This window comes from Actinomycetota bacterium (assembly GCA_005888325.1).
Classification (GTDB): Bacteria; Actinomycetota; Acidimicrobiia; order Acidimicrobiales; family AC-14; genus AC-14.
In genome coordinates this window covers 21,637-44,135 of the sequence record VAWU01000028.1, presented here as the reverse complement: position 1 = coordinate 44,135, position 22,499 = coordinate 21,637, and the positions used below count along the sequence as shown (strand labels likewise).

The following is a 22,499-nucleotide window of genomic DNA, read 5'->3' as shown; positions in this document are numbered from 1 at the left end:
TGCCCCGAGGTTTACCGATTCCCCTGTTCGGCGGCCGCGAACGTATCGTGCAGGCGTGATCGACCTGGCCTCGCTGCTGCGACTGCCCTGCCTGGGCGACGATCTCGCCCGGGTGGAGACGGCCCTCCTCGTATCGATCGAGGCCGACGACCCCTTCCTCACCGAGGTGGCCGGGCACCTCATCAGCGCAGGTGGGAAGCGTCTCCGCCCCGCTCTGACCCTCGCCGCCGCCTCCACGGCCGACGGGGGGGACGTGACCCCCGCCTCGCGCGACGTGGTCATGGGGGCCACGGCCGTCGAGCTCGTGCACCTCGGGTCGCTGTACCACGACGACGTCATGGACGAGGCCGAGAGCCGCCGGGGGGTCGAAAGCGTGAACGCCCGCTGGGGCAACCTGGTCGCCATCCTGGCGGGCGATTTCCTCCTCGCCCGGGCGTCCGAGATCGCCGCCTCCCTCGGCACCGAGGTCGCGGGGCTCCTCGCCGCCACCATCAGCCGCCTCTGCACCGGGCAGGTGCGCGAGGTGCGCACCGCCTTCGACAGCACGCGCACCGAAGCCGCATACCTCGCGTCGATCACCGACAAGACGGGGGCGCTCATGGCGGCCAGCTGTCGCATCGGGGGCATCACCGCACGGCTGCCGCGCGCGCACATCGACGCGCTGACGACCTACGGCCAGCAGCTCGGCATGGTCTTCCAGATCGTCGACGACATCCTCGACGTGGTCGCGACCGACGAGCAGCTCGGCAAGCCCGCCGGCAACGACCTGGTCGAGGGTGTGTACACGCTGCCGGTCATCCGTGCCCTCGCCGATTCCGACGGCGCGGACGACCTCGCCGCGTTGCTGGGCGGCCCGATCGACCGCGCCGGCGCCGACCGCGCCCGCGCCCTCATCCGGTCGAACGGCGCGGTGGCGGCCGCCAAGGACGTCGCCCGTCTCTACGCGAAGGAGGCGGCCGCGGTGCTCGACGAATTCCCCGAGAGCCCGGTGGTCGGGGCCCTGCGCGGTGTCGGCGACCACCTGATCGACACGATCCCGGGCTGACGCGCGCAATTCGGCGGCGCCGAGCGGCCGGGTCGCACTGGACGTAGCGTGACGTGCGATGTTCGAGCGTTTCACGGAACGGGCGCGGCGGGTGATCGTGCTGGCCCGGGAGGAGGCGCGCCTGCTGGACCACGACCACATCGGCACGGAGCACCTCCTGCTCGGCGTCGTCGCCGATGACGGGGACGCGGCCGGGGCGCTCGCCGACCTCGGGCTGGATCTCGAGACGGCGCGTCGCGAGGTCGAGGACGCCGTGGGCCGCGGTGCCGCGACTCCGAGCGGGCACGTCCCCTTCAGCCCTCGAGCCAAGAAGGCGCTCGAGAGCTCGCTGCGGGAGGCGCGGGACGACGGGCACGACCACATCGGCCCCGAGCACATCCTCCTCGGCATCGTGCGCGACTACGACGGGACGGCGGCCGAGGTGTTGGCGAAGCACGAGGCTTCGCCCGAAGCGCTACGCGCGCACATCCGCTCGCGCCTCGAGACCGGCCCTGCCGCAGCCACCACTCCGCCCCTCTGCGGGCGTTGCGGCGCCGGCCTCACCGACGCGCTGACGACGACTGAGGTGCAGGTGCCCGAGCACGAGGGAGAAGGCCGCCTGGCCGTCACGTTCGCACGCTGCGAGCGGTGCGGCGCCGTCGTCGGGCTGTTCCCCGGAGGGCCCTGAGGTGTTCGAGCGCTTCACGGATCGCGCCCGCCGGGTCGTCGTCCTCGCCCAGGAAGAGGCGCGGCTCCACAACCACAGCTACATCGGCACCGAGCACATCCTCCTCGGCCTCCTGCACGAGGGCGACGGAGTCGCCGCGAGGGCCCTCGAGTCGATGGGAATCGCGCTCGAGGCCGTCCGCAGCCAGGTCGAGGAGATCATCGGCGAGGGTGGCCTGTCGCCGAGCGACCACCTCCCCTTCACACCTCGCGCCAAGAAGGTGCTCGAGCTCTCGCTGCGTGAGGCGATGCAGCTGGGCCACAACTACATCGGAACGGAGCACATCCTGCTCGGCCTGGTCCGCGAGGGCGAGGGCGTCGCCGCCCAGGTGCTCGTGAAGCTGGGCGCCGACCTGAGCCGCGTGCGTCGCCATGTCATCCAGCTCCTCTCGAGCCTGACCGGCGCGCGGGAGAAGGTCGACGTGACGACGGCGCCGGTCGAGCCCGACGTCGAGCCGCGGTGTCCCCGCTGTGGCGCGGACCTCACCGCGCAGGCGGCGTACCGCATGACCGATGCGGGCGCCGCGATCGTCTTCTGTCTGTGGTGCCACACGACCGTCGGCGTGTTGGGACCTAAGCCTGCTCCGGCCTGAGCGTCGGGAACAGGATGACGTCGCGGATGTGGTGGACGTCGGCGAGGAGCATCAACACCCGATCGATCCCGATGCCGAGACCTCCCGTCGGTGGCAGGCCATATTCCAGGGCGCGCAGGTAGTCGTCGTCGACGGTCATCGCCTCGTCGTCTCCGGCCGCACTCTCACGTGCCTGGTGCTCGAGCCGGGCGCGCTGCTCGTCGGCGTCGACGAGCTCGCTGAAGGCGTTGCCGATCTCGCGTCCCGCGATGATCGGCTCGAAGCGCTCGACGAGACCGGGAAGCTCGCGGTGGTCGCGCGCGAGCGGTGAGACCTCCTTGGGGTAGTCGCACACGAACACCGGTCCCCAGAGCTCGCCTTCGGTGGTCTTCTCGTAGATCTCGAGCACGAGCTTGCCCGGGCCCCACCCGTCGTCGACCGGCACGCCGTGCTCGCCCGCGATGCGGCGCAGCTCGTCGACCGGCATCCGCACGTCGACGTGGGCTCCGATCTGCTCTTCGATCAGCGCGGTCATCGACGCCCGACGCCACGGAGGCGTGAGGTCGAGAGCGCGACCCTGGAACGCGATCTTCGTCGTGCCGCGCAGCTCCTCGCACAGATGGGCGACCAGCTCCTCGGTGAGCACCATCATGTCGCCGTAGTCCGCGTAGGCCTGGTAGAGCTCGAGCATCGTGAACTCGGGGTTCCAGCGGTAGCCGATGCCCTCGTTGCGGAACACCCGTCCGATCTCGAAGACCCGCTCGAAGCCGCCGACCACCAGGCGCTTGAGGTAGAGCTCGGGGGCGATCCGCAGGTAGAGGTCGAGGTCGAGCGCGTTGTGGTGGGTGACGAACGGCTTCGCCAGCGCGCCACCCGGGATCGGGTGCAGCAGAGGTGTCTCCACCTCGACGAAGTCGCGTTCCTCCAGCCAGCGTCGCGTCAGGCTCAGCATGCGGCTGCGCATGACGAACGTGCGGCGGGCCTCGTCCGTCACCCACAGGTCGACGTAGCGCTGCCGGTAGCGCGTGTCGACATCGGCGATGCCGTGCCACTTGTCGGGGAACGGACGACGGGCTTCGGCCAGCAGCACCCACTCGTGCACGCGCACCGAGAGCTCGCCCGTCCTCGTCTTCACCACCTCGCCTTTGGCCCCGATCCAGTCGCCGTGCGACAGCGCGGTGAGCTCCTCGAATCGCGCCGTCACCTTCGGCGTGCAGAAGAGCTGGATGCGTCCGCTGCCGTCCTGCAACGTGAAGAACGCGAGCTTCCCCATGGGTCGGTGCAGCATGAGCCGTCCGGCGACGGTCACGATGACGCCGGTCTCGGCCTCGGGCGCGAGCTCGTCGAACTCGTCGTGCAGCGCCGCGGCCGTGTGGTCGGGCTCGAAGCGGTACGGGATCGTCACGTCACGCGGTGTTCTTCTCGTAGATGAGGCGCAGGCCGTGCAGCGTGAGCCAGGGCTCGTGGTGCTGGATGGTGTCGGAGAGCGGGGCGATCAGCCCACCCAGGCCACCGGTCGCGATCACCGTGCTCCTGCCCAGCTCGTCCTCGAAGCGCCGCACCATGCCGTCGACCATGGCGACCGTGCCGTAGACGACGCCGGCCTCGATCGACTCCACCGTGCTCCTGCCGATGACGTTGCGCGGCTCGACCAGCTCGACCCGCCGCAGCCAGGCGGCACGGGCGAACAGCGCGTCCATGCTGATCTCGATGCCGGGCACGATGGCCCCGCCGAGGTACTCGCCGTCGGCCGAGATCGCGTCAAAGGTCGTGGCCGTGCCGAAGTCGACGACGACGGCCGGCCCGCCGTACAGGTCGAGGGTGCCCACCGCGTTCGCGATGCGGTCGGCGCCCACCTCGCGGGGGGTGTCGTAGAGGATGGGGACGCCGCTCTTGATCCCCGGCTCGATCACCACCGCGTCGAACCGGAAGTAGCGATCGGTCATCTCGCGCAACGCGGCCGTCAGGCGCGGCACCACCGATGACACCGCGATGCCGGTGATGTCGTCGTCGAACGAGAACCCGTGCTGATCGAGGAACTGGGCGAACAACAACGCGTGCTCGTCCGACGTGCGCTCCGCGTTGGTGGCGATCCGCCAGTGGTCGAGCAGGTCACCATCTCCGTAGAGGCCGATGACGGTCTGGGTGTTGCCGACGTCGACGACGAGCAGCATGACGTGCGGCTAGGCCCTTCCCGCGATCTCGATGTCGAGACCGATGTCGAGCACGGGCGCGGAGTTGGTGATCGACCCGGCCGAGATGAGATCGACGCCGAGGTCGAGGTACTGCCCGAGCGTCTCCATGGTGACGCCGCCGGAGACCTCGACGAGGCACCGCCCGTGGATGGTCGACACACATGCCGAGACCTCCTGCGGCGACATGTTGTCGAGGAGCACGACGTCGGCACCGGCCTCGACCGCCTGCTTCACCTGGTCGTGGGTGTCGCACTCGACCTCGACCGTTCGGCCCGGCCAGTGCAGCCGGGCCCGGTCCACGGCCTCCTCGATGGTGATGCCGGTGAGATGGTTGTCCTTCACCATCACGAAGTCGGACAGGCTGCCCCGGTGGTTGGCGCCGCCGCCCGCGCGGACGGCCGCCTTCTCCAGCGCGCGCAACCCCGGCGTGGTCTTGCGGGTGTCCCAGATGCGGGCCTTTCCCTGGGTGGCGCGCACCCAGTGCCGGGTGGTCGACGCCACCCCGGAGAGGTGTTGCAGGAAGTTCAGCGCGGTGCGCTCGGCCGTCAGCATCGACGCGAGCGGGCCCTCCACGTGCGCGAGGGTCTGGCCGGGACCGACCTCGTGGCCGTCGTCGGCCTGCCAGCGCACCTCGAGCGCCGGGTCGACCTGGTGGAACACCTCGGTAGCGGCGGCGCAGCCGGCAAGGACACCCTCCTCGCGCGCCACGATGGCGCCCGTCGCACGTTGGTGCACCGGGATGAGCGACGCGGTGAGATCGCCCAGCGCGCCGATGTCCTCCGCCAGCGCCCGGGCCACCGCTTCACGCACCGCGGCGCGCGGCGGATGAACGGTGCTCATGCGTTCCTCGCGACGCCGCCGCGCTTCTTGAAACCGAGGCCGATCACCAGCCGGAGCTTGAAGCGGTCCACCACGTCGGGGAAGTCGGTGCGCGTGTGCGCGCCGCGGCTCTCCTCGCGGACCGACGCGGCGGCGATGAGCGCCCGTCCGACCGTCGCCAGGTTGCGCAGCTCCCACACCTCGACGCGATCGTCGCCGGTCGCATGGTCGCCGGCCTCTCGCGCGGCACCGTCGGCTTGTCGGAGCGACGACGCGTCGCGCAGCACACCCGCGTGGGCGGTCATTGCCCGCTGCAACTCCTCGCGCGCCTTGGCCGGCGTCACGTCGCCGGCGCGGCGCGCCCGACCGGACCGCAGGTCGGGGCCCTCGATGCGGCGGCCTCCCTCGTCATCGAGCACGCACCGCATCGCCCCGGTCGGCTGCGGCCCGTCGACCCCGGCGAGCACCGCCTCGACGACACGAGGCGCGAATACCATGCCCTCGAGCAGGGAGTTGGACGCGAGGCGGTTGGCACCGTGGACGCCGGTGCACGCCACCTCGCCGCACGCCCACAGCCCCGGCAGGGCGGAAGCGCCTTCGAGGTCGGTGACGACACCGCCGCTGAGATAGTGGGCGGCAGGCGCGATCGGCAGCCAGTCGACCGTCGGGTCGAGGCCGACCTCGCGCACCGCCGCCGCGATCGTCGGAAAGCGCTCGTCGAAGCGCTCGAGCCCGGTGGCGTCGAGCCACAGGTGATCGACTCCCTGCTCGAGCATGCGCGCCGTCATCGCGCGCGACACGACGTCGCGTGACGCCAGCTCGTCGACGAAGCGCTCGCCGCTCGCGTCGCGCAGCCGCGCTCCGTGGCCGCGGAGCGCCTCGGAGAGCAGCGGTCGCGGCATCTGCGGATGGTGCAACGCAGTGGGATGGAACTGCATGAACTCCACGTCGGCGACCGGGACTCCGGCCCGCAGCGCCATGGCCTGGCCGTCGCCGGTCGACTGCGCGGGGTTCGTCGTCACCGCGAACAGCTGGCCCGCGCCGCCGGTCGCGAGCAGGGTGTGCGCTGCTCGCACCTCGTGGCGCACACCCGCGGCGTCGAGGGCCACCACCCCGCGGCACCGGCCTCCCTCCACGAGCAGGTCGACCGCGAACCAGTCCTCGTAGAGCGCGGCGGCGGTACGCCGCACGGCCTCGACGAGGGCCCGCTCGATCTCCACGCCGGTCGCGGCGCCGCCTGCGTGCACGACCCGGGCCCTCGAGTGCCCTCCTTCGCGCGCGAGCTGCAACACGCCGTCGGGATCCCGGTCGAACACCGCGCCGAGCGCGATGAGCTCGTTGACGCGCGCCGGCCCCTCGTCGACGAGCACGCGCACCGCGTCGACGTCGCACAGCCCCGCGCCCGCCGCCAGCGTGTCCGCCAGGTGGAGGTCGGTGGAGTCCTCGTCGTCGTGCAGCGCCGCGGCCACGCCCCCCTGGGCCCACCGGGTCGCCGACTGCGTGAGCTCGGCCTTGCTCAGCACGCCCACCCGCAGGCCCGGCTCTGCCGCCGCGCGCACCGCGGCCGAGAGCCCGCCGACACCGCTCCCGAGGACCAGCAGGTCGAGATCGGGGGGTGGCACGAGGCGAAGCTAGTCGGTCAGGTCGTGCAGCTCGGCCTGCAGGGCGGTCATGGCCGGGTCGGTCGGACGGTTCCGGGAGTCCACGTGCACGACGCGCGGCTCGAAGCCGTCGAGCTCGGCCTCCTCGTAGTCGCCGTAGGTGATCACGATCACGCGGTCGCCCGGATGGACGAGCCGAGCCGCGGCCCCGTTGAGCTGCACCTGGCCCGGCCCGCCCGCGATGGCGTAGGTCTCGAAGCGGGCGCCGTTGTCGATGTCGAGCACGGCCACCTGCTCCCACTCGCGGATGTCGGCTGCGTCCATCAGCACCGGGTCGAGGCTGATCGACCCCACGTAGTGCAGGTCGGCGCTCGTCACCGTGGCCCGGTGGACCTTCGACTTCATCATGCGGCGGCGCATCAGATCGTCACTCCCCTGTTGTCGATGAGTCGGGCCCGGCCGAAGCGGGCCGCGACCAGCAGCCTCAGCTCACCCGACAAGGTGTCGGGCGCGGAGAGGTCGTCCGCCCGGACGACCTCCGCGTAATCGATCGCGGCGCGCGGCTCGGCCTCGATGACCGCGCGCATGACGTCGCGCACCACAGCCGGGTCGCGCTCGCCACCCTCGACGAGCCGCACCCCCTCGCCGAGCGCGCGGTGGAGGACCGTCGCCGCAACCCGTTCTTCGTCGGTGAGATAGACGTTGCGGCTCGACATCGCGAGCCCGTCGGGCTCACGCACGGTCGCGACACCCACGACCTCGACGGGGAACGAGAGGTCGCGCACCAGGCGCCGGATCACGGCGAGTTGCTGGAAGTCCTTCTCGCCGAAGTAGGCGCGGCACGGCCCGGCCAGGGCGAGGAGCTTCGTCACGACCGTGGCCACGCCGGCGAAGTGGGTGGGGCGCAGCGCGCCCTCGAGGCCCTCCGAGACGGAGCCGACCGAGACGGTCGTGGCCATCGCTTCCGGGTACATCTCCTCGGTCGACGGCGAGAGCACGAGGTGGGCGCCGCAGTCCTCCGCCAAGGCGACATCGCGTTCGAGGTCGCGCGGGTACGCGCCCAGGTCCTCGGTCGGCGCGAACTGCAGCGGGTTCACGAACACGCTCACGGCGACGACGTCGCACTCGGCTGCGGCCCGCCGGATGAGCGACGCGTGACCCTCGTGCAGATAGCCCATCGTCGGCACGAACCCGACCGTGCGCCCCGCGGCCCGTGCCGCTTCGAGCTCCTTGCGGAAGGCCTCGACTCGATCGACGACGGCGATGTGCCCCCCGACCTTCCCGCGCGAGGTGACACGAGGACGTCCTTCTCCGCTGGAGAGTCGGTGGGCGGCAGCGGCCATCGCCTCGTACGCGGGCCGCTCCGAGGCGTCGAGCGCCGCCAGATGACGGTCGACGGTCGCCCAGTCGCGGCGCGCGACGGGGCCCGTGAGCGCGGCGGCCGGACCGAGGGTGGCCACGTTGTCGACGGTGGCGCGGACCAGGTCGAGGAGCGCATCGAGGGGGACCCCCGCGCTCGCGGCGACGCGCTCGGCCTGGCCGAGCAGGGCGACGAGGTGGTTCGAGGCGATGCACGCGGCCGCGTGGTAGGCGACGCGGTCGCCGTCGGCCACTTGCAGGCTGCGGCCCCCGAGGTCATGGACGACCCGATGGGCGAGCTCGTCGCCCGTCACCGCGAACCAGGCGCCCCCGCGCAGGGCGCGGGCACCGGTGTCGGCGTCGGGCAGGCCGACCAGGGGATGGATCACCGCCCGGCGACGGTGAGGGAGGAGCACGTCGAGACCGACCGAACCCGCGAGATGGGCGACGACCGTGCGATCGACCGGCTCGACCGCGGCGGCCACCGCGCCGATCGTGCCGTCCGGCGTCGCGATCACCAGAAGGTCGACGCCCTCTCCGTCGACATCGCAAGCCGCGGCCCGCACGTCGTCGCCGCGACCCAACGGAGGGAGCACCCGCCAACCCGCCTCCGCCAAGGCTCGAGCCAGTGACGTCCCGGCCCGACCGGGGCCGATGACCCGAAGCGACTTGGCCTGCTCGGAGTTGGTCTGCATGGTGTGACGTTCCGGCCCCCGTACGGGGTGCCGTTCGTGGCTACAGACTACCCGCGCACCTCACCGAACCTTCCACTCGGTCCTCCCAGTCGGGCGGCACCAGCTCGGGCGCCAGGTCGGCAAGGGGCGCCATCACGAAGCGACGCTCGTGCATGCGCGGGTGGGGCACGACCAGGTCGGGTTCGTCCACCTTCATGTCCCCCACCAGCAGCACGTCGACGTCGAGCGTGCGGGGGCCCCACCGTTCGGCGCGCACCCGCCCGGCCGCCGCCTCCAACCGGCGGGCCAGGCCCAGCAGCTCGCGTGGCGTCTGGTCCGTGTCGAGCTCGACGACGACGTTGAGGTAGATGGGCTGACCCGGCGGCCCACCCACCGGCTCGGTCTCGTACAGGGGCGACACCGCGACGACGCGGTCACCGATCGCTTCGAGCGCGTCGCGCAACAGCCGGCGCGAGTCGCCGAGGTTGGAGCCCATCCCGAGGAACGCGCGCACCGAGGGCCGCTCGCCCTCAGGGCCTCGTGATGCGCACCGCGGCCGACGTGAGGTCGACCGGCACCGGCGGACGAAGCTTGCGGACCGTCACCGTGACCGACAGGACCCGCCCGTCGGCGCACACCTCCTCGGCGATGCGCGTCGCGATGCGCTCCAGGAGCGCGAAGCGCTCGGTCGTGACCACCCGCTCCGCGATGGCCGCGATGGCGCCGTAGTCCACGGTGTCGCCGAGATCGTCGCTGGCACCCGCGGCTCGCACGTCGGTGACCACGTCGAGGTCGACCTCGAAGGGTTGCGCCCGCAACCGCTCCTCCGGCAGCGCGCCATGGACGCCGAGCGCACGCAGGCCGCGCAGCTCGATGCGATCGGTGGTCATTCGCCGCGACGGCCTACGGCTTGACGGCGGCCGCCTGGGCCACCACCTCACGGCCCTGCGGGCCCATCTGGCGCTGGTTGATGCGCTCGACGACCGAGATGGCCTCGGCGGGGACGGGCACCAGGCCCGCGTAGACGAGGTAGCCGGCCAGGACGCCCTGGAGCCGGTCGCCGAGCTCTTCCTGGTGGACGAGCAGCTTGTCTCCGTGACCCAGCCACTCGCGCACCTTGGGGTAGAGCTCGCCGAGGACGGCGCGGATGTCGTCGTGGGGACCCATCGGCACGTGCTCCCACGCCACGTCGAGCTCCTCGTACGCGTGAAGGTTGTGTGGCGACGCGAGCAACGAGATCACGCGCGTGAACCCCTGCTCGCGTATCCAGATGATCTCCTCCTGGCGGCGCACCCGGCGGTGGTTGCGCGCGTACCCGCCCGGTCGCTCGCTGACGGCGAGCTGGTCCTTGATGATCCACGCGAAGTTGCGCGGTGCGATGCCCTGGGCCCACTTGCCCTTCACGACGCGTCTCCGGGGTCTCCAACCAGACGCGCCGCCTGCGCGGCGGGCCGCACGTCGTGGACCCGCACCATCGACGCGCCCTCGATCATCGCCCACGCGGAGGTGGCGAGCGAGCCTTCGAACCGGTCGTCGGGCGCGCCGCCTGCGAGCTTGCCCAGGAACGACTTGCGGCTCGTGCCCACGAGCACGCGGTGGCCCGTGTCGGCCAGCACCCGGAGGTGCTTCAGCAGCGTGAGGTTGTGGGAGACGGTCTTGCCGAAGCCGATGCCGGGATCGATCCACACCTCGTCGACACCGGCCCGCTCGGCCGCGTCGGCGCGGGCCACCAGGAAGTCGCGGACCTCGGCGACCACGTCGTCGTAGCTGGGAGCGTGCTGCATCGTGCGCGGGTCGCCCTGCATGTGCATGGCCACCCATCCCACGCCGCCCGCGGCCGCGACCGCATGCAGCGAGGCCGACACGTCGTTCACGAGGGTGGCGCCGGCGGCGATCGCGCCCTCGGCCACCGCGGCCTTGCGCGTGTCGATCGAGACGCGCACGTGCGGCGCGAGCGCCTCGACCACGGGCACCACCCGGCGCAGCTCCTCCGTTTCCGCGACCGGCTCCGCCCCCGGCCGGGTGCTCTCGCCTCCGACGTCGACCACCGCCGCTCCCGCGGCCGCCATCTCCAGGCCGTGGGCCAGGGCGGCCTCCGGGTCGAGCCAGCGACCACCGTCGGAGAACGAATCGGGCGTGACGTTCAAAACGCCCATGACGCGGGGGAGCACGGCCCCGAATCTACCGGTGCCCGCAAGCACCCCGAACCACGCTCAGCGGCCGTGGATGAGCTGCATGGCCTCGGAGCGGGTGGCCGGATCGGTGCGGAAGAGACCGTGGACCGCCGACGTGATCGTGGTCGTGCCGGGCTTGCGGACCCCGCGCATCGACATGCAGAGGTGCTCCGCCTCGATGACCACGAGCACGCCCCGCGGCTGCAGCACGCGCTGAATGGTGTCGGCGATCTGGGTCGTGAGGTTCTCCTGCACCTGGGGGCGCCGGGCGTAGACGTCGACCAGGCGGGCCAGCTTGGACAGACCGGTGATGCGACCGTCGGCGTTGGGGATGTAGGCGACGTGGGCCTTGCCCACGAACGGGATGACGTGGTGCTCGCACAGCGAGTAGAGGGGGATGTCGCGGACCATCACCATCTCGTCGTGACCCGCCTCGAAGGTGACATCGAGCACGCTGTCGGGATCCTCGTGCAGGCCACCGAGAATCTCGCTGTACATGTCGGCCACCCGTTGCGGCGTGCGCACGAGCCCGTCGCGGTCGGGGTCCTCGCCGACCGCCTCGAGGATCTCGCGGATGGCCTTCTCGATGCGCGCCCTGTCGACGCCCGCTTCACCGTTCATCCGCGTCAGGCTAACGGCAGCTGTGTGTTACTTGCCCGGCGGGCTACGGCTTGTTCAGCGGTCGCACCCAACGACGCCCGTTGCCACTCTCTGCGCCCTCGGTGCGAGGCGCGCGCTTCGACACCTCGGCCAGGATCGCCATGACCTCGGCCGTGTCGAGGGTCTCCTTCTCGACGAGCGCGTCGGCGAGCTTGTCGAGCGTGGCGCGATGGGTGACGAGGATGTCGGCCGCCTCCTGGTGCGCCTCGTCGATGAGCCGGCGCACCTCCGCGTCGATGTTGCCGGCCACCTCTTCGGAGTAGTTGGCCTGGTGCCCGAAGTCGCGGCCGAGGAAGACCTCGCCGTTCTTCTGCCCGAGCTGCTGGGGCCCGATGGCGTCGCTCATGCCGAACTCGGTGACCATCGAGCGGGCGATCTGCGTCGCCTTCTCGATGTCGTTCTGCGCACCGGTCGTCGGCTCCTGGAAGATCAGCTCCTCGGCCGTGCGTCCGCCGAGCAGCATCGCGAGCTGATCCCGCAGCTCCGAGCGGGTCACGAGGTACTTGTCCTGCTCGGGCAGGGCGAGGGTCCAGCCCAGGGCGCGCCCCCTCGGGATGATCGACACCTTGTGGATCGGGTCGGCGTTCGGCAACGCGTGGCCGACGAGCGCGTGCCCGCCCTCGTGGTACGCGATCACGCGCTTCTCCTTGTCGGAGATGATGCGCGTGCGCTTCTCGGGGCCGGCGATGACGCGGTCGATCGCCTCCTCGAGCTGCGGCATGCCGATCTCCCTGAAGCCGCGGCGCGCCGTGAGGAGCGCGGCCTCGTTCATGAGGTTGGCCAGGTCCGCGCCCGTGAAGCCGGGAGTGCGCCGGGCCAGCACGTCGAGCGCGACGCCCTTGGCCAGCGGCTTGCCCTTGCCGTGCACGTTGAGGATGGCGCGCCTGCCCTCGAGGTCGGGGCGGTCGACGACGATCTGGCGGTCGAAGCGACCCGGACGCAGCAACGCGGGGTCGAGAATGTCGGGTCGGTTGGTCGCGGCGATGAGGATGACGCCCGCGCGCGTGTCGAAGCCGTCCATCTCCACGAGCAACTGGTTGAGGGTCTGCTCCCGTTCGTCGTGGCCACCGCCCAGCCCGGCGCCGCGATGGCGCCCGACCGCGTCGATCTCGTCGACGAAGATGATGGCGGGCGCGCTCGACTTCGCCTGCTCGAACAGGTCGCGCACTCGGCTGGCGCCCACGCCGACGAACATCTCCACGAAGTCCGAGCCCGAGATCGAGAAGAACGGCACGCCCGCCTCACCCGCGACCGCGCGCGCCAGCAACGTCTTGCCCGTGCCCGGGGGCCCGAACAGCAGCACCCCCTTCGGGATCTTGGCGCCCATGGCCTGGAACTTCGCCGGGGCCTCGAGGAACTCCTTGATCTCCTGCAACTCCTCGACCGCCTCGTCTGCCCCGGCGACGTCGGCGAAGGTGAGCTGCGGTTGGTCTTTGTTGACGACCTTGGCCTTGGCCTTGCCGAACTGCATCACTCGGTTGCCGCCGCCCTGCATCGCGTTCATCACGAAGAGGAAGACACCGATGAGGAGGATGAACGGCAGGAACGTCTGGAGGATCGCCCACCAGACGGGGTCGCTCTGCTTGTTGGTGGTGACGCTGACGTTGTCGGCCGCGATGACGTCGGCGGTGAGCTTCTCCGCGTAGCGCTCGGGGAAGCTGACCTTGTACTTGGTGCCGCTGGCGAGCTCGCCCTTGATCTCGTGGTCGCGGTCGAGGATCTCGGCTGTCCGCACCTTGCCCGCGGAGAGCTGCGCGTAGAAGCGGTCGAGGGTGAAAGCCTGCCGCTCGCTGCCGCCCTTGAGCGAGCCGGCCACGAGGAGCATGGTGACCAGGACCATCACGATCCAGAACGGCGCGCTCCGAAAGATCTTCTTCATCGGTGCCCTTAGGGTACCGACGGATCGGGACCTGCGTACACGCACACGAAGGGCAGGTTCCGGTACCGCTCGCCGATGTCGAGCCCGTAGCCGATCACGAAGTCGGGGGGGATGCGGAACCCGACGTAGCGCAGCTGCGGGTCGCGCTTCTGGAGCCCTTCGCGCACGAGCAGCGCGCACACCTCGAGCGACGCGGGCCCCCGGGCGAGCAGGTTCTTGCGGACGTAGGAGAGCGTGAGCCCGCTGTCGACGATGTCCTCCACGAGGATCACGTGGCGCCCGCTCAGGTCGATGTCGAGGTCCTTCACGATGCGGACGACGCCGCTCGTCTTGGTGGCGCTCCCGTACGAGGACACCGCCATGAAGTCGAACTCCACGGGCAGCGCCACCGCGCGGGCGAGGTCGCTCATGAACATGAACGCGCCCTTGAGGACTCCGACGAGGAGGGGTGCGCGTCCCTGGTAGTCCCCGGTGATCTCCTTGCCGAGGGCGGCGATGCGCTCCTCGAGCTGCTCGGCGGTGACGACCACCGGGCCGACGTTGGGATCGTCGCTCTTCATGCTCGAGGTAGTTCTCCGGGTCCGGGCCGGACGGGCGATTCAGCCATCCGCCTGACGGTAGCTGGCATCGAACGCGAGCCGCCCACGCGACCGGGAGACGCGCCCGATCCCGGTCACCTCGGTCGCCCGCACCTCCCCCCGCGCGACCGCGAGCACGCGCTCGACCGCTGCCGCATCCGGCGGGTGGCCACCGCGCTCCGCCGAGGTGGCGAGCCATCGCCGAACCGCGCGCCGCGCCAGCGCGACGGGCGCAGCCGCCAGCGCGCCCGCGTCGGTGGGGTCGATGGGGGCGGCCAGGGCGTCGAGCAGGTCGGCGTCGGCCCGGAGCAGCGCGGCCTGGCGGGCGACGACGCCGGCGACGTCGCGCCGGGCGATCTCCGAGAGCAGGGGCAGCGCCTCGTGGCGCACCCGGTTGCGACGGAACGCGGGGTCCGCGTTGCTCGGGTCGGCGACCGGCGTGAGGCCCTCGGCCGCGCACAGGGCGACCGTCTCGCTCCGGCGCAGGCCCAGCAGGGGATGACCCTCGGGGCCCATCCCGGCCAGGCCGTCGAGGCCCGCGCCCCAGCAGAGGTTGACGAGCACGGTCTCGGCCTGGTCGTCGGCGGTGTGACCGGTGAGGACGTCGGGCGGCAACACGCGGTACCGCGCCCGTCGCGCCCGCGCCTCGAGGTTCGGCCCCGGCGCCACCTCGGCCCGCAGCGGGCGGAACCCGGCACCCAGTCGCGCCGCGGCCGTCGCCACCACGTCGGCCTCGGCCGCGGAGCCGGCGCGCAGGCCGTGGTCCACGTGGGCGGCCGTCACCCGACAGCCGGCAGCCACCGCCAGGACGAGCAGTGCCAGCGAGTCGGCCCCGCCCGAGACCGCGCACGTCACGTCGGTGCCCGCCGCCGGGAAGTTGGAGCGGGTGAGCAGGTCGACCCGCAGCTCAGCCGAGGAGGTCACCTTCGCGGACCAGGGCGAGCAGCTCGCGGACGGAGCGCGTGCCCAGCTTGCGGCTGATGCGGCGCAGGCTGGCGTACACGTTCGACCGGCTGACCTGCAGGTCGGATGCGGCCTGGCTGACCGACGCGGTGGCGTGCAGCACGTCGAGCAGCTCGCGCTGCTTGGGCGACAGGGTGCCGATGCGCTCGCGCACGGCTCGCATGTGGGGCGGCTCGGACTGCGGCTCCGGAGCCCGCTCCAGTCGGGTGAGGTGGGGGTGCACCTCACCGTCTCGCCCCGCCGACGCGCCCTTCTCCATGCGCGCCAGCTCGGCCAGCGACTCCTGCTGCACGTGCTTGCGGCGCACGGGCTCGGGCTCACCCTCGAGCGCGCGGTTGACCTCGGCGCACAGCTCATCGGGCAGGAAGGGTTTCGTGAGGTAGCAGATGGCGCCCTCGATGCCACCTCGCACGCGGTCGTCGTCGGTGGTCCGTGCGGTGAGCATCACCACGGGCACGCTCGCAACCTCGAGATCCGGGTCGCTCTTGAGGCGGGCGAGCACGTCCCAGCCGTCGATGCCCGGCATCATGATGTCGAGGACCACCACGTCGGGGACCTTCCGCCGCACCAGCTCGAGCGCCTCGGCCCCGCTGCGGGCGAGTAGGACCTCGTGTCCGTCCAGCTCGAGGTTGACCTTGACGATCTCGAGGATGTCGGGTTCGTCGTCGACTGCGAGGACGGTGGCCATGGCCGCCCGGTCAGGCTAGTTGTGCGCCGCCTCGGGTGCCCGGACTCGCTCGAGCCACAGCTCGGGCGCGCGGATCTCGGGGAGCGTCGGCAACCACTCGCTCCCCCACCACACGGTCTCGAGCAACTCGGGCCCGCCTTCGCGCTCGACGGCCTCGATGAACCGCTCCCCCTGCTCGTACTGGAGCAGCTTGGCCTCGATGCCCGTCAGCTTCTGGACCACCTTCGTGAGCCCCGACGCCTGACGCCGCTGACGCAGCACCCGGGCGAAGCGGTCCGCGCTCGGCACGTAGGCCCGACCGGCGCGATCCATGGTGACGTCGCCGTGGCCCTCGAGCAGGCTCATCAGTCCCTGCAGCCGTTGCAGGACGGCGTGCTGCTCGGGACTCGCCAGCAGCGTCACCAGCCCCCCGTCGTCGAGGGGGTTGCGCCCGGCGCGCACCTGCTCGGCCGCGCGGCGGATGGCATCGAGGATGCGACGGGGGTCGGCGTCGACCGCGCCCAGGCTCTCGTCGACGAGCGAGAGGAAGTGCTCGCGCATCCAGGGCACGCCCGTGAACTGGGCGCGATGGGTCACCTCGTGCAGCGCGAGCCAGAGACGGAACTCGCGCGGCGGGAAGCCGTAGCGCTTCTCGAGGCTCAACACGTTGGGGCCCACGTAGTAGACGATGTCCTGCTCGTCGGGGTCGTCGTCCTCCGCGATGAGCAGGTCGTACTGGCCGAGCACGCGCGTCGACATCCAGCCGAGCAGCGTGCCCACCTCGGCACCCGCGACCGCACGGCCCACGTTGCCGACCGGGCCGGTGCTGAGCCGCGCGCCCAACCGATCGGTGAGGGGTCGCAGCAGCCGGCGGAACGACGCGACGTTGGCGCGGACCCAGCCTGCGCGGTCGGTGACGCGGGCGCGGGCAGGGCCCGAGAGCGAGCGCAGGCCCGTCTCGGCCGCCACCAGCTCTTCGGCCTCCGCGGTGAACTCATCGAAATCCGGCTGGAGCGAGGCGTAGTGGTACGACTCGGCGAAGGGCTCGCGCCCGGCGACCCGGATGGCGACCCGTTCGGCCAGGTCCCAGGAGACGGGGTCGGTCACAGGCGGCTCACCCGCGCGGGTAGCGGGCGGCTACCACCTTGACCACGTAACCGATCATCACCGCCAGCAGGGCGAGGACGGTCACGAGCACGAGCAGCGGCGCGAGCCAGAACGTCCACGGCTTGGCGGCGGCCAGGAGATCCATGAGGTCGATGGTAACCGTGGCGTTCCCGCGCGCCCCAGCCGCGGGGTGCTACGCGATCTTCCGGCCGCGGGTCCGAGGGACGGTCATCGGCTCGTGCTGCGAGCAGAAGGACCCGTTGTTGTAGATGGACAGGACGGTCTCACAGCCCCTCTCGCGACACACACGTCCGGCCTTGAATGACCGGGACGGGCGATCGTTGCCCGAGATCGGGCGTCCTCCGACAGCGCGTTCCGACATGCCCTCACCAACCGCGCGGGTCGGGTCGGGTATTCCTGGCGGAGCGCCTTCAAAGGAGCCCTACAGCTGGGGCTCGGAGCCCTCGAGGCCGAGGGCGCGGGCCACCCGCGCTCGCAGCTGCTCGGGCACCTGCTCACGGCACTTGTGGGCGATCACCATTCGCAGCTCGGCCTCGAAGTCGTACGCCTCGAAGCATGGCGGGCACCCGTCGAGGTGGTGCTGGATCAGCTCTCGCTTCTCCGGGGTCAGCTCACCGTCGAGGTAGAGGTACAGCTGGTGGACAGCGTCGCCACACATGTCCGGCCGTTCACCCATGGTGCTCACCCACGCTGATGCTCACCCATTCGCAGTTGGTTGACGTTCTCCGACGAGGCCCCGGTCGTGACCGAAGTCATACAACCGCTTCTGCAGCGCTTTTCTTCCGCGATGGAGTCGACTCATGACCGTGCCGATGGGAATGTCGAGGATCTCCGCGATCTCCTTGTAGGAGAAGCCCTCCACGTCGCCGAGGAGGACGGCGATGCGGAACTGCTCCGGGAGCGACTCGAGCGCCTCCTTCACCTCGGCGTCGGTGACGTGCTCGAGCACCTGGTCCTCGGCGCTCCGCCCCGCAGCCACCGCCTCCAGCCCACCCAGCCGGTGGTAGAGGTAGAGCTCCTCCACGTCCTCGAGGTCGCTCTCGCTCGGACGGCGCTTCTTCGCCCGGTAGGTGTTGATGAACGTGTTGGTGAGGATCTTGTAGAGCCACGCCTTCAGGTTGGTGCCCTCGCGGAAGCCCCCGAAGCCGCGGTAGGCCTTGAGGTACGTCTCCTGCACCAGGTCCTCGGCGTCGACGGGGTTGCGCGTCATCCGCAGCGCGGCCGTGTAGAGCGAGGGCATGTACTCCATCGCCTGCTCTGCGAACCTCGCCTGGTCGGCCACGGGACCAACAGTATCGGCGGCACCGGCCGGCCGTTACAGCCGGTAGTCCTCCTTGAGGCCCTCGACGAACCGGTGGAAGGCGATGTGGTCCGATCGCAGCTCGCGACGCTCCCCGGCCTTCTCGATCGTGACGGTGTCGTGCTCACGTGTCTCCCCGTCGTCCGCGATGAGCTTGCGCAACTCGTCGAGCGTCGGGTCGTCGCCCCAACCCGCCATCCCGTCACAGTACTGTCACATTGGCGGCGGGCACCCGGGTGCTTCGCACCACGCCCGCCGCGTCCGGCGGGGCCCCGACCCCGCCGGCTTCCACCAAGGATCCCCACTGCGCGGCGAGGTCCTAGCTGCCGGCGCCGAGCGAGCTTCCGACACCGCTGAGCCCGGTCGAGACATCGTGGCCGAGGAGCTGGAGGGCGCCCACACACACGAGTCCGATGAGGGCGAGCAGCAACGCATATTCGACGAGGCTGGCTCCCCGCTCGCTCGACACGAGCCTCAACTGCACCTGCTGCACGAGCAACGCCACGCCTCGCCTTCCCCCCGAAAACCACGGACTGCCGCCGCGACTCCGCGCCCCGATTTGTCACCGGCAAGCATCGAGAATGGCGGCGCGATTCTCCATAGTGCGCTCGGCTCATTTCCTGACAAATTTCACACACAAATACACGGTGCGTGAAGTCATCACCACGAAAGGCGCTAGATCCGGACCAGCCAGACCCCGCGCGCGGCATTGAAGAGTCGGGGTTGCCAGGTCACGACGTGGCGGCCCTTCTCGCCTGCGTCGGCGAAGCAGACCTTGCCCTTCGCCGTCCCTCCGAGCTGGCCGCGCGAGAGGAAGTTCGCGAGCGCGTCGAAGTCCGACGCCGCGCTCGACACGGCCTCTTCGGTGCCACCGGGCGTCAGCAGCGTCCAGTTCTCGGCACCCACGACGGTGAGGACGTCGCGGACGTCGTTGGTCTCACCCTGCTTCAGCGGGCTGCGCACGGTGACGTCGCCGCAGATCACGGCCAGCCCGTCGGCGGTCGTCGCGCGGGCCCAGCCGGTTGCCGTGGTCGTGTACCCGGCCAAGCGCACGGTGCCGCTCTCGCCGGCCAACTGATCGCGCGTGAGCATGCCCCGATAGCCGTTCTCGCCCCTGGGCAACGAGGCGGGTCGGCCCGCGACGCCAACGACGTTCTTGCTGACCTCGTCGACGCCCTTGCGGACGACGACCACGAGCAGGACGATCACACCCACCACCCCGACGGCCGCGACGATGCCGCCGATGATGAGGGCCTTCGCGCAGCCCGACATCCCTTGCCGCGACGCGGCCGGCGCGAACGCCCCTGGAACCGGGGCCGCGGGGATCGTCGGCGCCGCCCTCGCCGCCGGGTGAGCCTCCGGCGGGTACCACTTGCCGTCAGACGCCTGCCACCACCCGGCGCCCTGAGCAGTGTCGCTCATCGCCTCGGGACATCGTCGGTCGTACGCTGGTGAGGGTGAAGGGCGACCGGGTCGAGGTGCTCGTCGACATCGGCGAGAGCGTACGGCAGTTCGAAGTGGTGGCGACCAAGGCGGGACGGCGCGTGGAGGTCAGCAGCGGCCGGGGCATGATCGAGATCGTCGAGGTGACGCGCAGCGGACAACCGGTGCGCTCGGCCCGGTTCATGTCGAGCCGCGTCGTAGCCATCGTAGAGCATCCGAGCGAGTGAACTGGTGCCGTGGCAGGCAACGTTTGCCTCGCTCTTCGTCTACCCGACCAGGGCGGACGTCGTCGCCCGGCGTCAAGCGGTCCGGTTGCGCGGTTCGAGCACGATCACCGGCGTCTCGGTTGACCGCCGGACCGCATACGCGTCGAGCCTCGGATCGACCGCGACCCAGCGCTGCCACAGCCGATCACGCTCCTCGCCCGCCGAAGCGCGTGCGCGCACCAGGCGCGGCTGGTGGTGCGCCAATCGAATGACGGCGTCCGGGTGCGCCTCGAGGTTGAGCCACCACGCGGCATGGCCCTCGTCCCAGCCGTTCATCGCGAGCGCGACGAAGTTGGGACCGTCTTCGAGGTAGCCGATGATGACGCTCCGCTCTCGTCCGGACTTCCGCCCGATGGTCGTGAGGCGCAGCGCGCCCCAGCCGCGCTTGTTCGACGTGGTCCACACGAATCGGCCGCCACTGAGCCGGTACAGCGCGCGATGAACGCGCCAGGCCGTGTGGACGAACCACGGCGGCGGGTGTTTGGGCGGCCGGGTTGCAGCATTGCTCATTGGCGACACCTCTCGCACGGGGCGAGTCTCCACGGTAGGCCGCAATGGAACGGTACGGGCGGTTGGCTCGCTTCCCCGTCCTGCGGAGGTATCCAAGCGATTCCTAAGGACACTCGGAGCGATGGGCGTCGAGGCCGAGTTGTGGCGCTGATTGTCGAGAAGGAGCGCGCGGACCACCGCTTGGCTCTCAGAGCCGGCGGTAAGGGGCGCGCGAGGCGCTGTTCGGGGGGTCGTGCGGGCGGAGGCCGCAAGCCCGATCAGGTCATCGCCGCGGCATCAAACGACTGGCCAGAGTCTTGGCTCCCGGGGCAGCTGGTCAGCCGCACGAGGCGCTAGGCGGCTGCTCCTTCGATGGCCGGAGCTGGGCCGGCCGTTGGGATGGTACTGCTCGCGTCGGCGAAGGACGCTGGCATGTTCTCGTCGATGTCTGCCGCGGTGTCGTCGGACCGATGTGGGCCTCGCCACACGATGAAGGCAGCCCCGAGCAGACTGATGATCACACCACCGACAAGCGCCGCGCCGAGGCCCTGGATGAACGCGCTCTTGACGCCGTGGGCGAGCGCCGCGCCGTTGGGCCCCATGCGACCAGCCACGTCAAGTCCGGCTGCAGGTGAGCGACGTACGACGTCGGCGACGGACGCCGGTAGGCCGTTGGTGGTGCTCTCGATCGCGTGGACATAGCCCCTGTTGAACAGGGAGCCGAGGGTGGCGATGCCGATTGCGGAGCCCAGCTCTCGGGAGACGTCGTTCACGGCCGAGGCCACGCCTTGTTTGGCTCGCGGCAACGAGCTGACGATGGCGGTTGTGGCCGGCGTCGACGCCAGCGAGACGCCGACACCGAACACGCCGAGGCCAATGACGAACGACCAGTAGGTGGAGTCGACCCGCAACTGGGCGAGCAGCACGAACCCGACGGCGATGGTGGCCATTCCGCTGGCGATCACGGGGCGGACGCCGACGCGAGCGGCGAGGGCGGGTGCGACGACCGAGACGGGCATCGCCACCGCCGCGATGGGGAGCAGAGCGACTGTGCTCATGAGGGCGCTGTAGCCGAGGACGAGCAGCAGGAACTGCAGTCCGACCAGGAAGAAGCCCAGAGTCACGAGGAACTGCACCGTGATGGCCGCCGAGCCGGTGGCGAAGCCGCGCAGGCGGAACAGCCGGGGGTCGAGGAGCGGGTGCTCGACCCGCAAGGACCACATCGCCCAGCCGACGAGGCCACCAGCGGCGGCGGCGAACCCGCCCACGCTCAAGGGGCTGAGCCAGCCCCGCTCGCTGCCTTCGATGATTCCGAAGACGAGGCCGCCGATGCCCACGCCGGACAGCACCGAGCCGACGACGTCGAGGCGGGCGTGGTGTGGGTCGGCAGTATTAGGCGCAAGTACGGCAGCGGCCACAAACGCGACTCCAGCGAGCGCGGCAGCGGCCACGAAGGTCGAGACCCAGGAGAACTGCTCGAGCAGGGCGCCGGAGAGAAGCATGCCCAGGATCGACCCGGAGACGGCGAAGCCCGACCAGATACCGACCGCCCGCGCCCGCTCCTCGGACGGGAACACGGCCGTGATTGTCGACAAGGTGCCAGGCATGATCATCGCCGCACCGAGCCCCATGACGGCCCGCGCGACGATGAGGACGGAAGCCGAGCTTGCGGCCGCGCCGACTGCTGCGCCCGCGCCGAACACGACCGTTCCAGCCAGCAGCACGTTGCGGCGCCCGAGACGATCGCCGAGCGCGCCCATCGGGAGCACGAGGGCCGCGAGCGCGACGGTGTAGGCGTCGGCGATCCACGTCAGCTGCGTGGCAGAAGCGCCGATAGCCACCGCCACGCTGGGCAGGACCAGGTTCACCCCGGACACCGACCCCACCACCAGGACGAGCGCGAGGCACATGGCAAACAGCACGCCCATCCGCCGTCGGCTCGTCACCTGTTCTTGGACAGTCTGTCTCGTAGTCATGAGACA

The 22,499-nt window shown here is 70.9% G+C and carries 25 protein-coding genes and 2 pseudogenes; 4 read left to right on the top strand and 23 right to left on the bottom strand.

Annotation, left to right across the window (positions count from 1 at the left end; genetic code table 11):
- The first annotated feature begins 55 nt into the window (after window positions 1–55).
- The 3 genes and pseudogenes from E6G06_11105 (at window position 56) to E6G06_11095 (ending at window position 2,142) form a co-directional block, all read left to right on the top strand.
- Window positions 56–1,045 carry a polyprenyl synthetase family protein gene (locus E6G06_11105; GenBank protein TML91014.1) on the top strand — a complete coding sequence of 330 codons (990 nt, stop codon included), beginning with the start codon at window positions 56–58 and terminating at the stop codon, window positions 1,043–1,045.
- A 58-nt stretch (window positions 1,046–1,103) separates the two neighbouring features.
- Window positions 1,104–1,712 (top strand): hypothetical protein, encoded by a 609-nt coding sequence (locus tag E6G06_11100; protein ID TML91013.1) that lies wholly within the window; start codon window positions 1,104–1,106, stop codon window positions 1,710–1,712.
- 1 nt (window position 1,713) lies between these two features.
- Window positions 1,714–2,142 (top strand): annotated as a pseudogene (locus E6G06_11095) (NDP-hexose 4-ketoreductase).
- A 181-nt stretch (window positions 2,143–2,323) separates the two neighbouring features.
- On the opposite strand, the gene lysS reads toward E6G06_11095, so the two are convergent.
- From lysS to E6G06_10990, 21 genes and pseudogenes are all read right to left on the bottom strand, one after another.
- A complete protein-coding gene (lysS, locus tag E6G06_11090; GenBank protein ID TML91012.1) occupies window positions 2,324–3,727 on the bottom strand; it encodes a lysine--tRNA ligase in 1,404 nt (467 codons plus the stop codon).
- A gap of 1 nt (window position 3,728) precedes the next feature.
- Complete coding sequence (locus tag E6G06_11085; protein ID TML91011.1) at window positions 3,729–4,496, bottom strand: type III pantothenate kinase; 768 nt, start codon at window positions 4,494–4,496, stop codon at window positions 3,729–3,731.
- A gap of 9 nt (window positions 4,497–4,505) precedes the next feature.
- Window positions 4,506–5,357, bottom strand: coding sequence for a carboxylating nicotinate-nucleotide diphosphorylase (nadC, locus tag E6G06_11080; protein TML91010.1), 852 nt, complete (start codon window positions 5,355–5,357; stop codon window positions 4,506–4,508).
- Window positions 5,354–6,958 (bottom strand): L-aspartate oxidase, encoded by a 1,605-nt coding sequence (nadB, locus tag E6G06_11075; GenBank protein TML91009.1) that lies wholly within the window; start codon window positions 6,956–6,958, stop codon window positions 5,354–5,356. Before nadB ends, nadC begins: the two co-directional genes overlap by 4 nt.
- Before the next feature lie 9 nt (window positions 6,959–6,967).
- Window positions 6,968–7,357 carry an aspartate 1-decarboxylase gene (locus tag E6G06_11070; protein TML91008.1) on the bottom strand — a complete coding sequence of 130 codons (390 nt, stop codon included), beginning with the start codon at window positions 7,355–7,357 and terminating at the stop codon, window positions 6,968–6,970.
- Window positions 7,357–8,991, bottom strand: coding sequence for a pantoate--beta-alanine ligase (locus E6G06_11065; GenBank protein TML91007.1), 1,635 nt, complete (start codon window positions 8,989–8,991; stop codon window positions 7,357–7,359). The genes E6G06_11070 and E6G06_11065 overlap by 1 nt, the downstream gene beginning before the upstream one ends.
- Before the next feature lie 40 nt (window positions 8,992–9,031).
- A complete protein-coding gene (gene folK / locus E6G06_11060) occupies window positions 9,032–9,484 on the bottom strand; it encodes a 2-amino-4-hydroxy-6-hydroxymethyldihydropteridine diphosphokinase (protein ID TML91006.1) in 453 nt (150 codons plus the stop codon).
- A gap of 16 nt (window positions 9,485–9,500) precedes the next feature.
- On the bottom strand, window positions 9,501–9,860 hold the full coding sequence (gene folB / locus E6G06_11055) for a dihydroneopterin aldolase (protein TML91005.1): 360 nt from the start codon (window positions 9,858–9,860) through the stop codon (window positions 9,501–9,503).
- A 13-nt stretch (window positions 9,861–9,873) separates the two neighbouring features.
- Window positions 9,874–10,374, bottom strand: coding sequence for a hypothetical protein (locus E6G06_11050; protein ID TML91004.1), 501 nt, complete (start codon window positions 10,372–10,374; stop codon window positions 9,874–9,876).
- Window positions 10,371–11,126 carry a dihydropteroate synthase gene (folP, locus tag E6G06_11045; protein ID TML91098.1) on the bottom strand — a complete coding sequence of 252 codons (756 nt, stop codon included), beginning with the start codon at window positions 11,124–11,126 and terminating at the stop codon, window positions 10,371–10,373. The genes E6G06_11050 and folP overlap by 4 nt, the downstream gene beginning before the upstream one ends.
- A 57-nt stretch (window positions 11,127–11,183) precedes the next feature.
- Window positions 11,184–11,765 (bottom strand): GTP cyclohydrolase I FolE, encoded by a 582-nt coding sequence (gene folE / locus E6G06_11040; GenBank protein TML91003.1) that lies wholly within the window; start codon window positions 11,763–11,765, stop codon window positions 11,184–11,186.
- Between the two features lie 43 nt (window positions 11,766–11,808).
- A complete protein-coding gene (locus tag E6G06_11035) occupies window positions 11,809–13,683 on the bottom strand; it encodes an ATP-dependent metallopeptidase FtsH/Yme1/Tma family protein (protein ID TML91002.1) in 1,875 nt (624 codons plus the stop codon).
- 8 nt (window positions 13,684–13,691) lie between these two features.
- Window positions 13,692–14,243 (bottom strand): hypoxanthine phosphoribosyltransferase, encoded by a 552-nt coding sequence (gene hpt, locus E6G06_11030; protein TML91001.1) that lies wholly within the window; start codon window positions 14,241–14,243, stop codon window positions 13,692–13,694.
- A 39-nt stretch (window positions 14,244–14,282) separates the two neighbouring features.
- The gene (tilS, locus tag E6G06_11025; GenBank protein ID TML91000.1) at window positions 14,283–15,185 is read right to left on the bottom strand and encodes a tRNA lysidine(34) synthetase TilS; all 903 of its coding nucleotides are present in this window, start codon (window positions 15,183–15,185) and stop codon (window positions 14,283–14,285) included.
- Window positions 15,186–15,555: 370 nt separating this feature from the next.
- Window positions 15,556–15,912, bottom strand: a pseudogene (locus tag E6G06_11020) (response regulator).
- Between the two features lie 15 nt (window positions 15,913–15,927).
- Window positions 15,928–16,998, bottom strand: coding sequence for a coenzyme F420 biosynthesis-associated protein (locus tag E6G06_11015; protein ID TML90999.1), 1,071 nt, complete (start codon window positions 16,996–16,998; stop codon window positions 15,928–15,930).
- A gap of 442 nt (window positions 16,999–17,440) precedes the next feature.
- The gene (gene rsrA, locus E6G06_11010; protein ID TML90998.1) at window positions 17,441–17,704 is read right to left on the bottom strand and encodes a mycothiol system anti-sigma-R factor; all 264 of its coding nucleotides are present in this window, start codon (window positions 17,702–17,704) and stop codon (window positions 17,441–17,443) included.
- Between the two features lie 12 nt (window positions 17,705–17,716).
- Window positions 17,717–18,268: a sigma-70 family RNA polymerase sigma factor gene (locus E6G06_11005; GenBank protein ID TML91097.1), complete on the bottom strand. Its 552-nt coding sequence runs from the start codon at window positions 18,266–18,268 to the stop codon at window positions 17,717–17,719.
- Between the two features lie 66 nt (window positions 18,269–18,334).
- Window positions 18,335–18,517 (bottom strand): hypothetical protein, encoded by a 183-nt coding sequence (locus E6G06_11000; protein ID TML90997.1) that lies wholly within the window; start codon window positions 18,515–18,517, stop codon window positions 18,335–18,337.
- A gap of 121 nt (window positions 18,518–18,638) precedes the next feature.
- Window positions 18,639–18,824: a Flp family type IVb pilin gene (locus tag E6G06_10995; protein TML90996.1), complete on the bottom strand. Its 186-nt coding sequence runs from the start codon at window positions 18,822–18,824 to the stop codon at window positions 18,639–18,641.
- A 170-nt stretch (window positions 18,825–18,994) separates the two neighbouring features.
- The gene (locus tag E6G06_10990) at window positions 18,995–19,741 is read right to left on the bottom strand and encodes a hypothetical protein (protein ID TML90995.1); all 747 of its coding nucleotides are present in this window, start codon (window positions 19,739–19,741) and stop codon (window positions 18,995–18,997) included.
- Between the two features lie 35 nt (window positions 19,742–19,776).
- Between E6G06_10990 and E6G06_10985 the strand changes: the two genes are divergently transcribed.
- Window positions 19,777–19,989, top strand: a complete 213-nt coding sequence (locus E6G06_10985; GenBank protein ID TML90994.1) for a hypothetical protein — start codon at window positions 19,777–19,779, stop codon at window positions 19,987–19,989.
- 72 nt (window positions 19,990–20,061) lie between these two features.
- Here the strand turns inward: E6G06_10985 and E6G06_10980 are convergent, their stop codons facing one another.
- Both E6G06_10980 and E6G06_10975 read right to left on the bottom strand, forming a co-directional pair.
- On the bottom strand, window positions 20,062–20,538 hold the full coding sequence (locus E6G06_10980) for a nitroreductase family deazaflavin-dependent oxidoreductase (protein ID TML90993.1): 477 nt from the start codon (window positions 20,536–20,538) through the stop codon (window positions 20,062–20,064).
- 332 nt (window positions 20,539–20,870) lie between these two features.
- Window positions 20,871–22,493, bottom strand: a complete 1,623-nt coding sequence (locus E6G06_10975) for an MFS transporter (GenBank protein TML90992.1) — start codon at window positions 22,491–22,493, stop codon at window positions 20,871–20,873.
- Window positions 22,494–22,499: the final 6 nt, after the last annotated feature.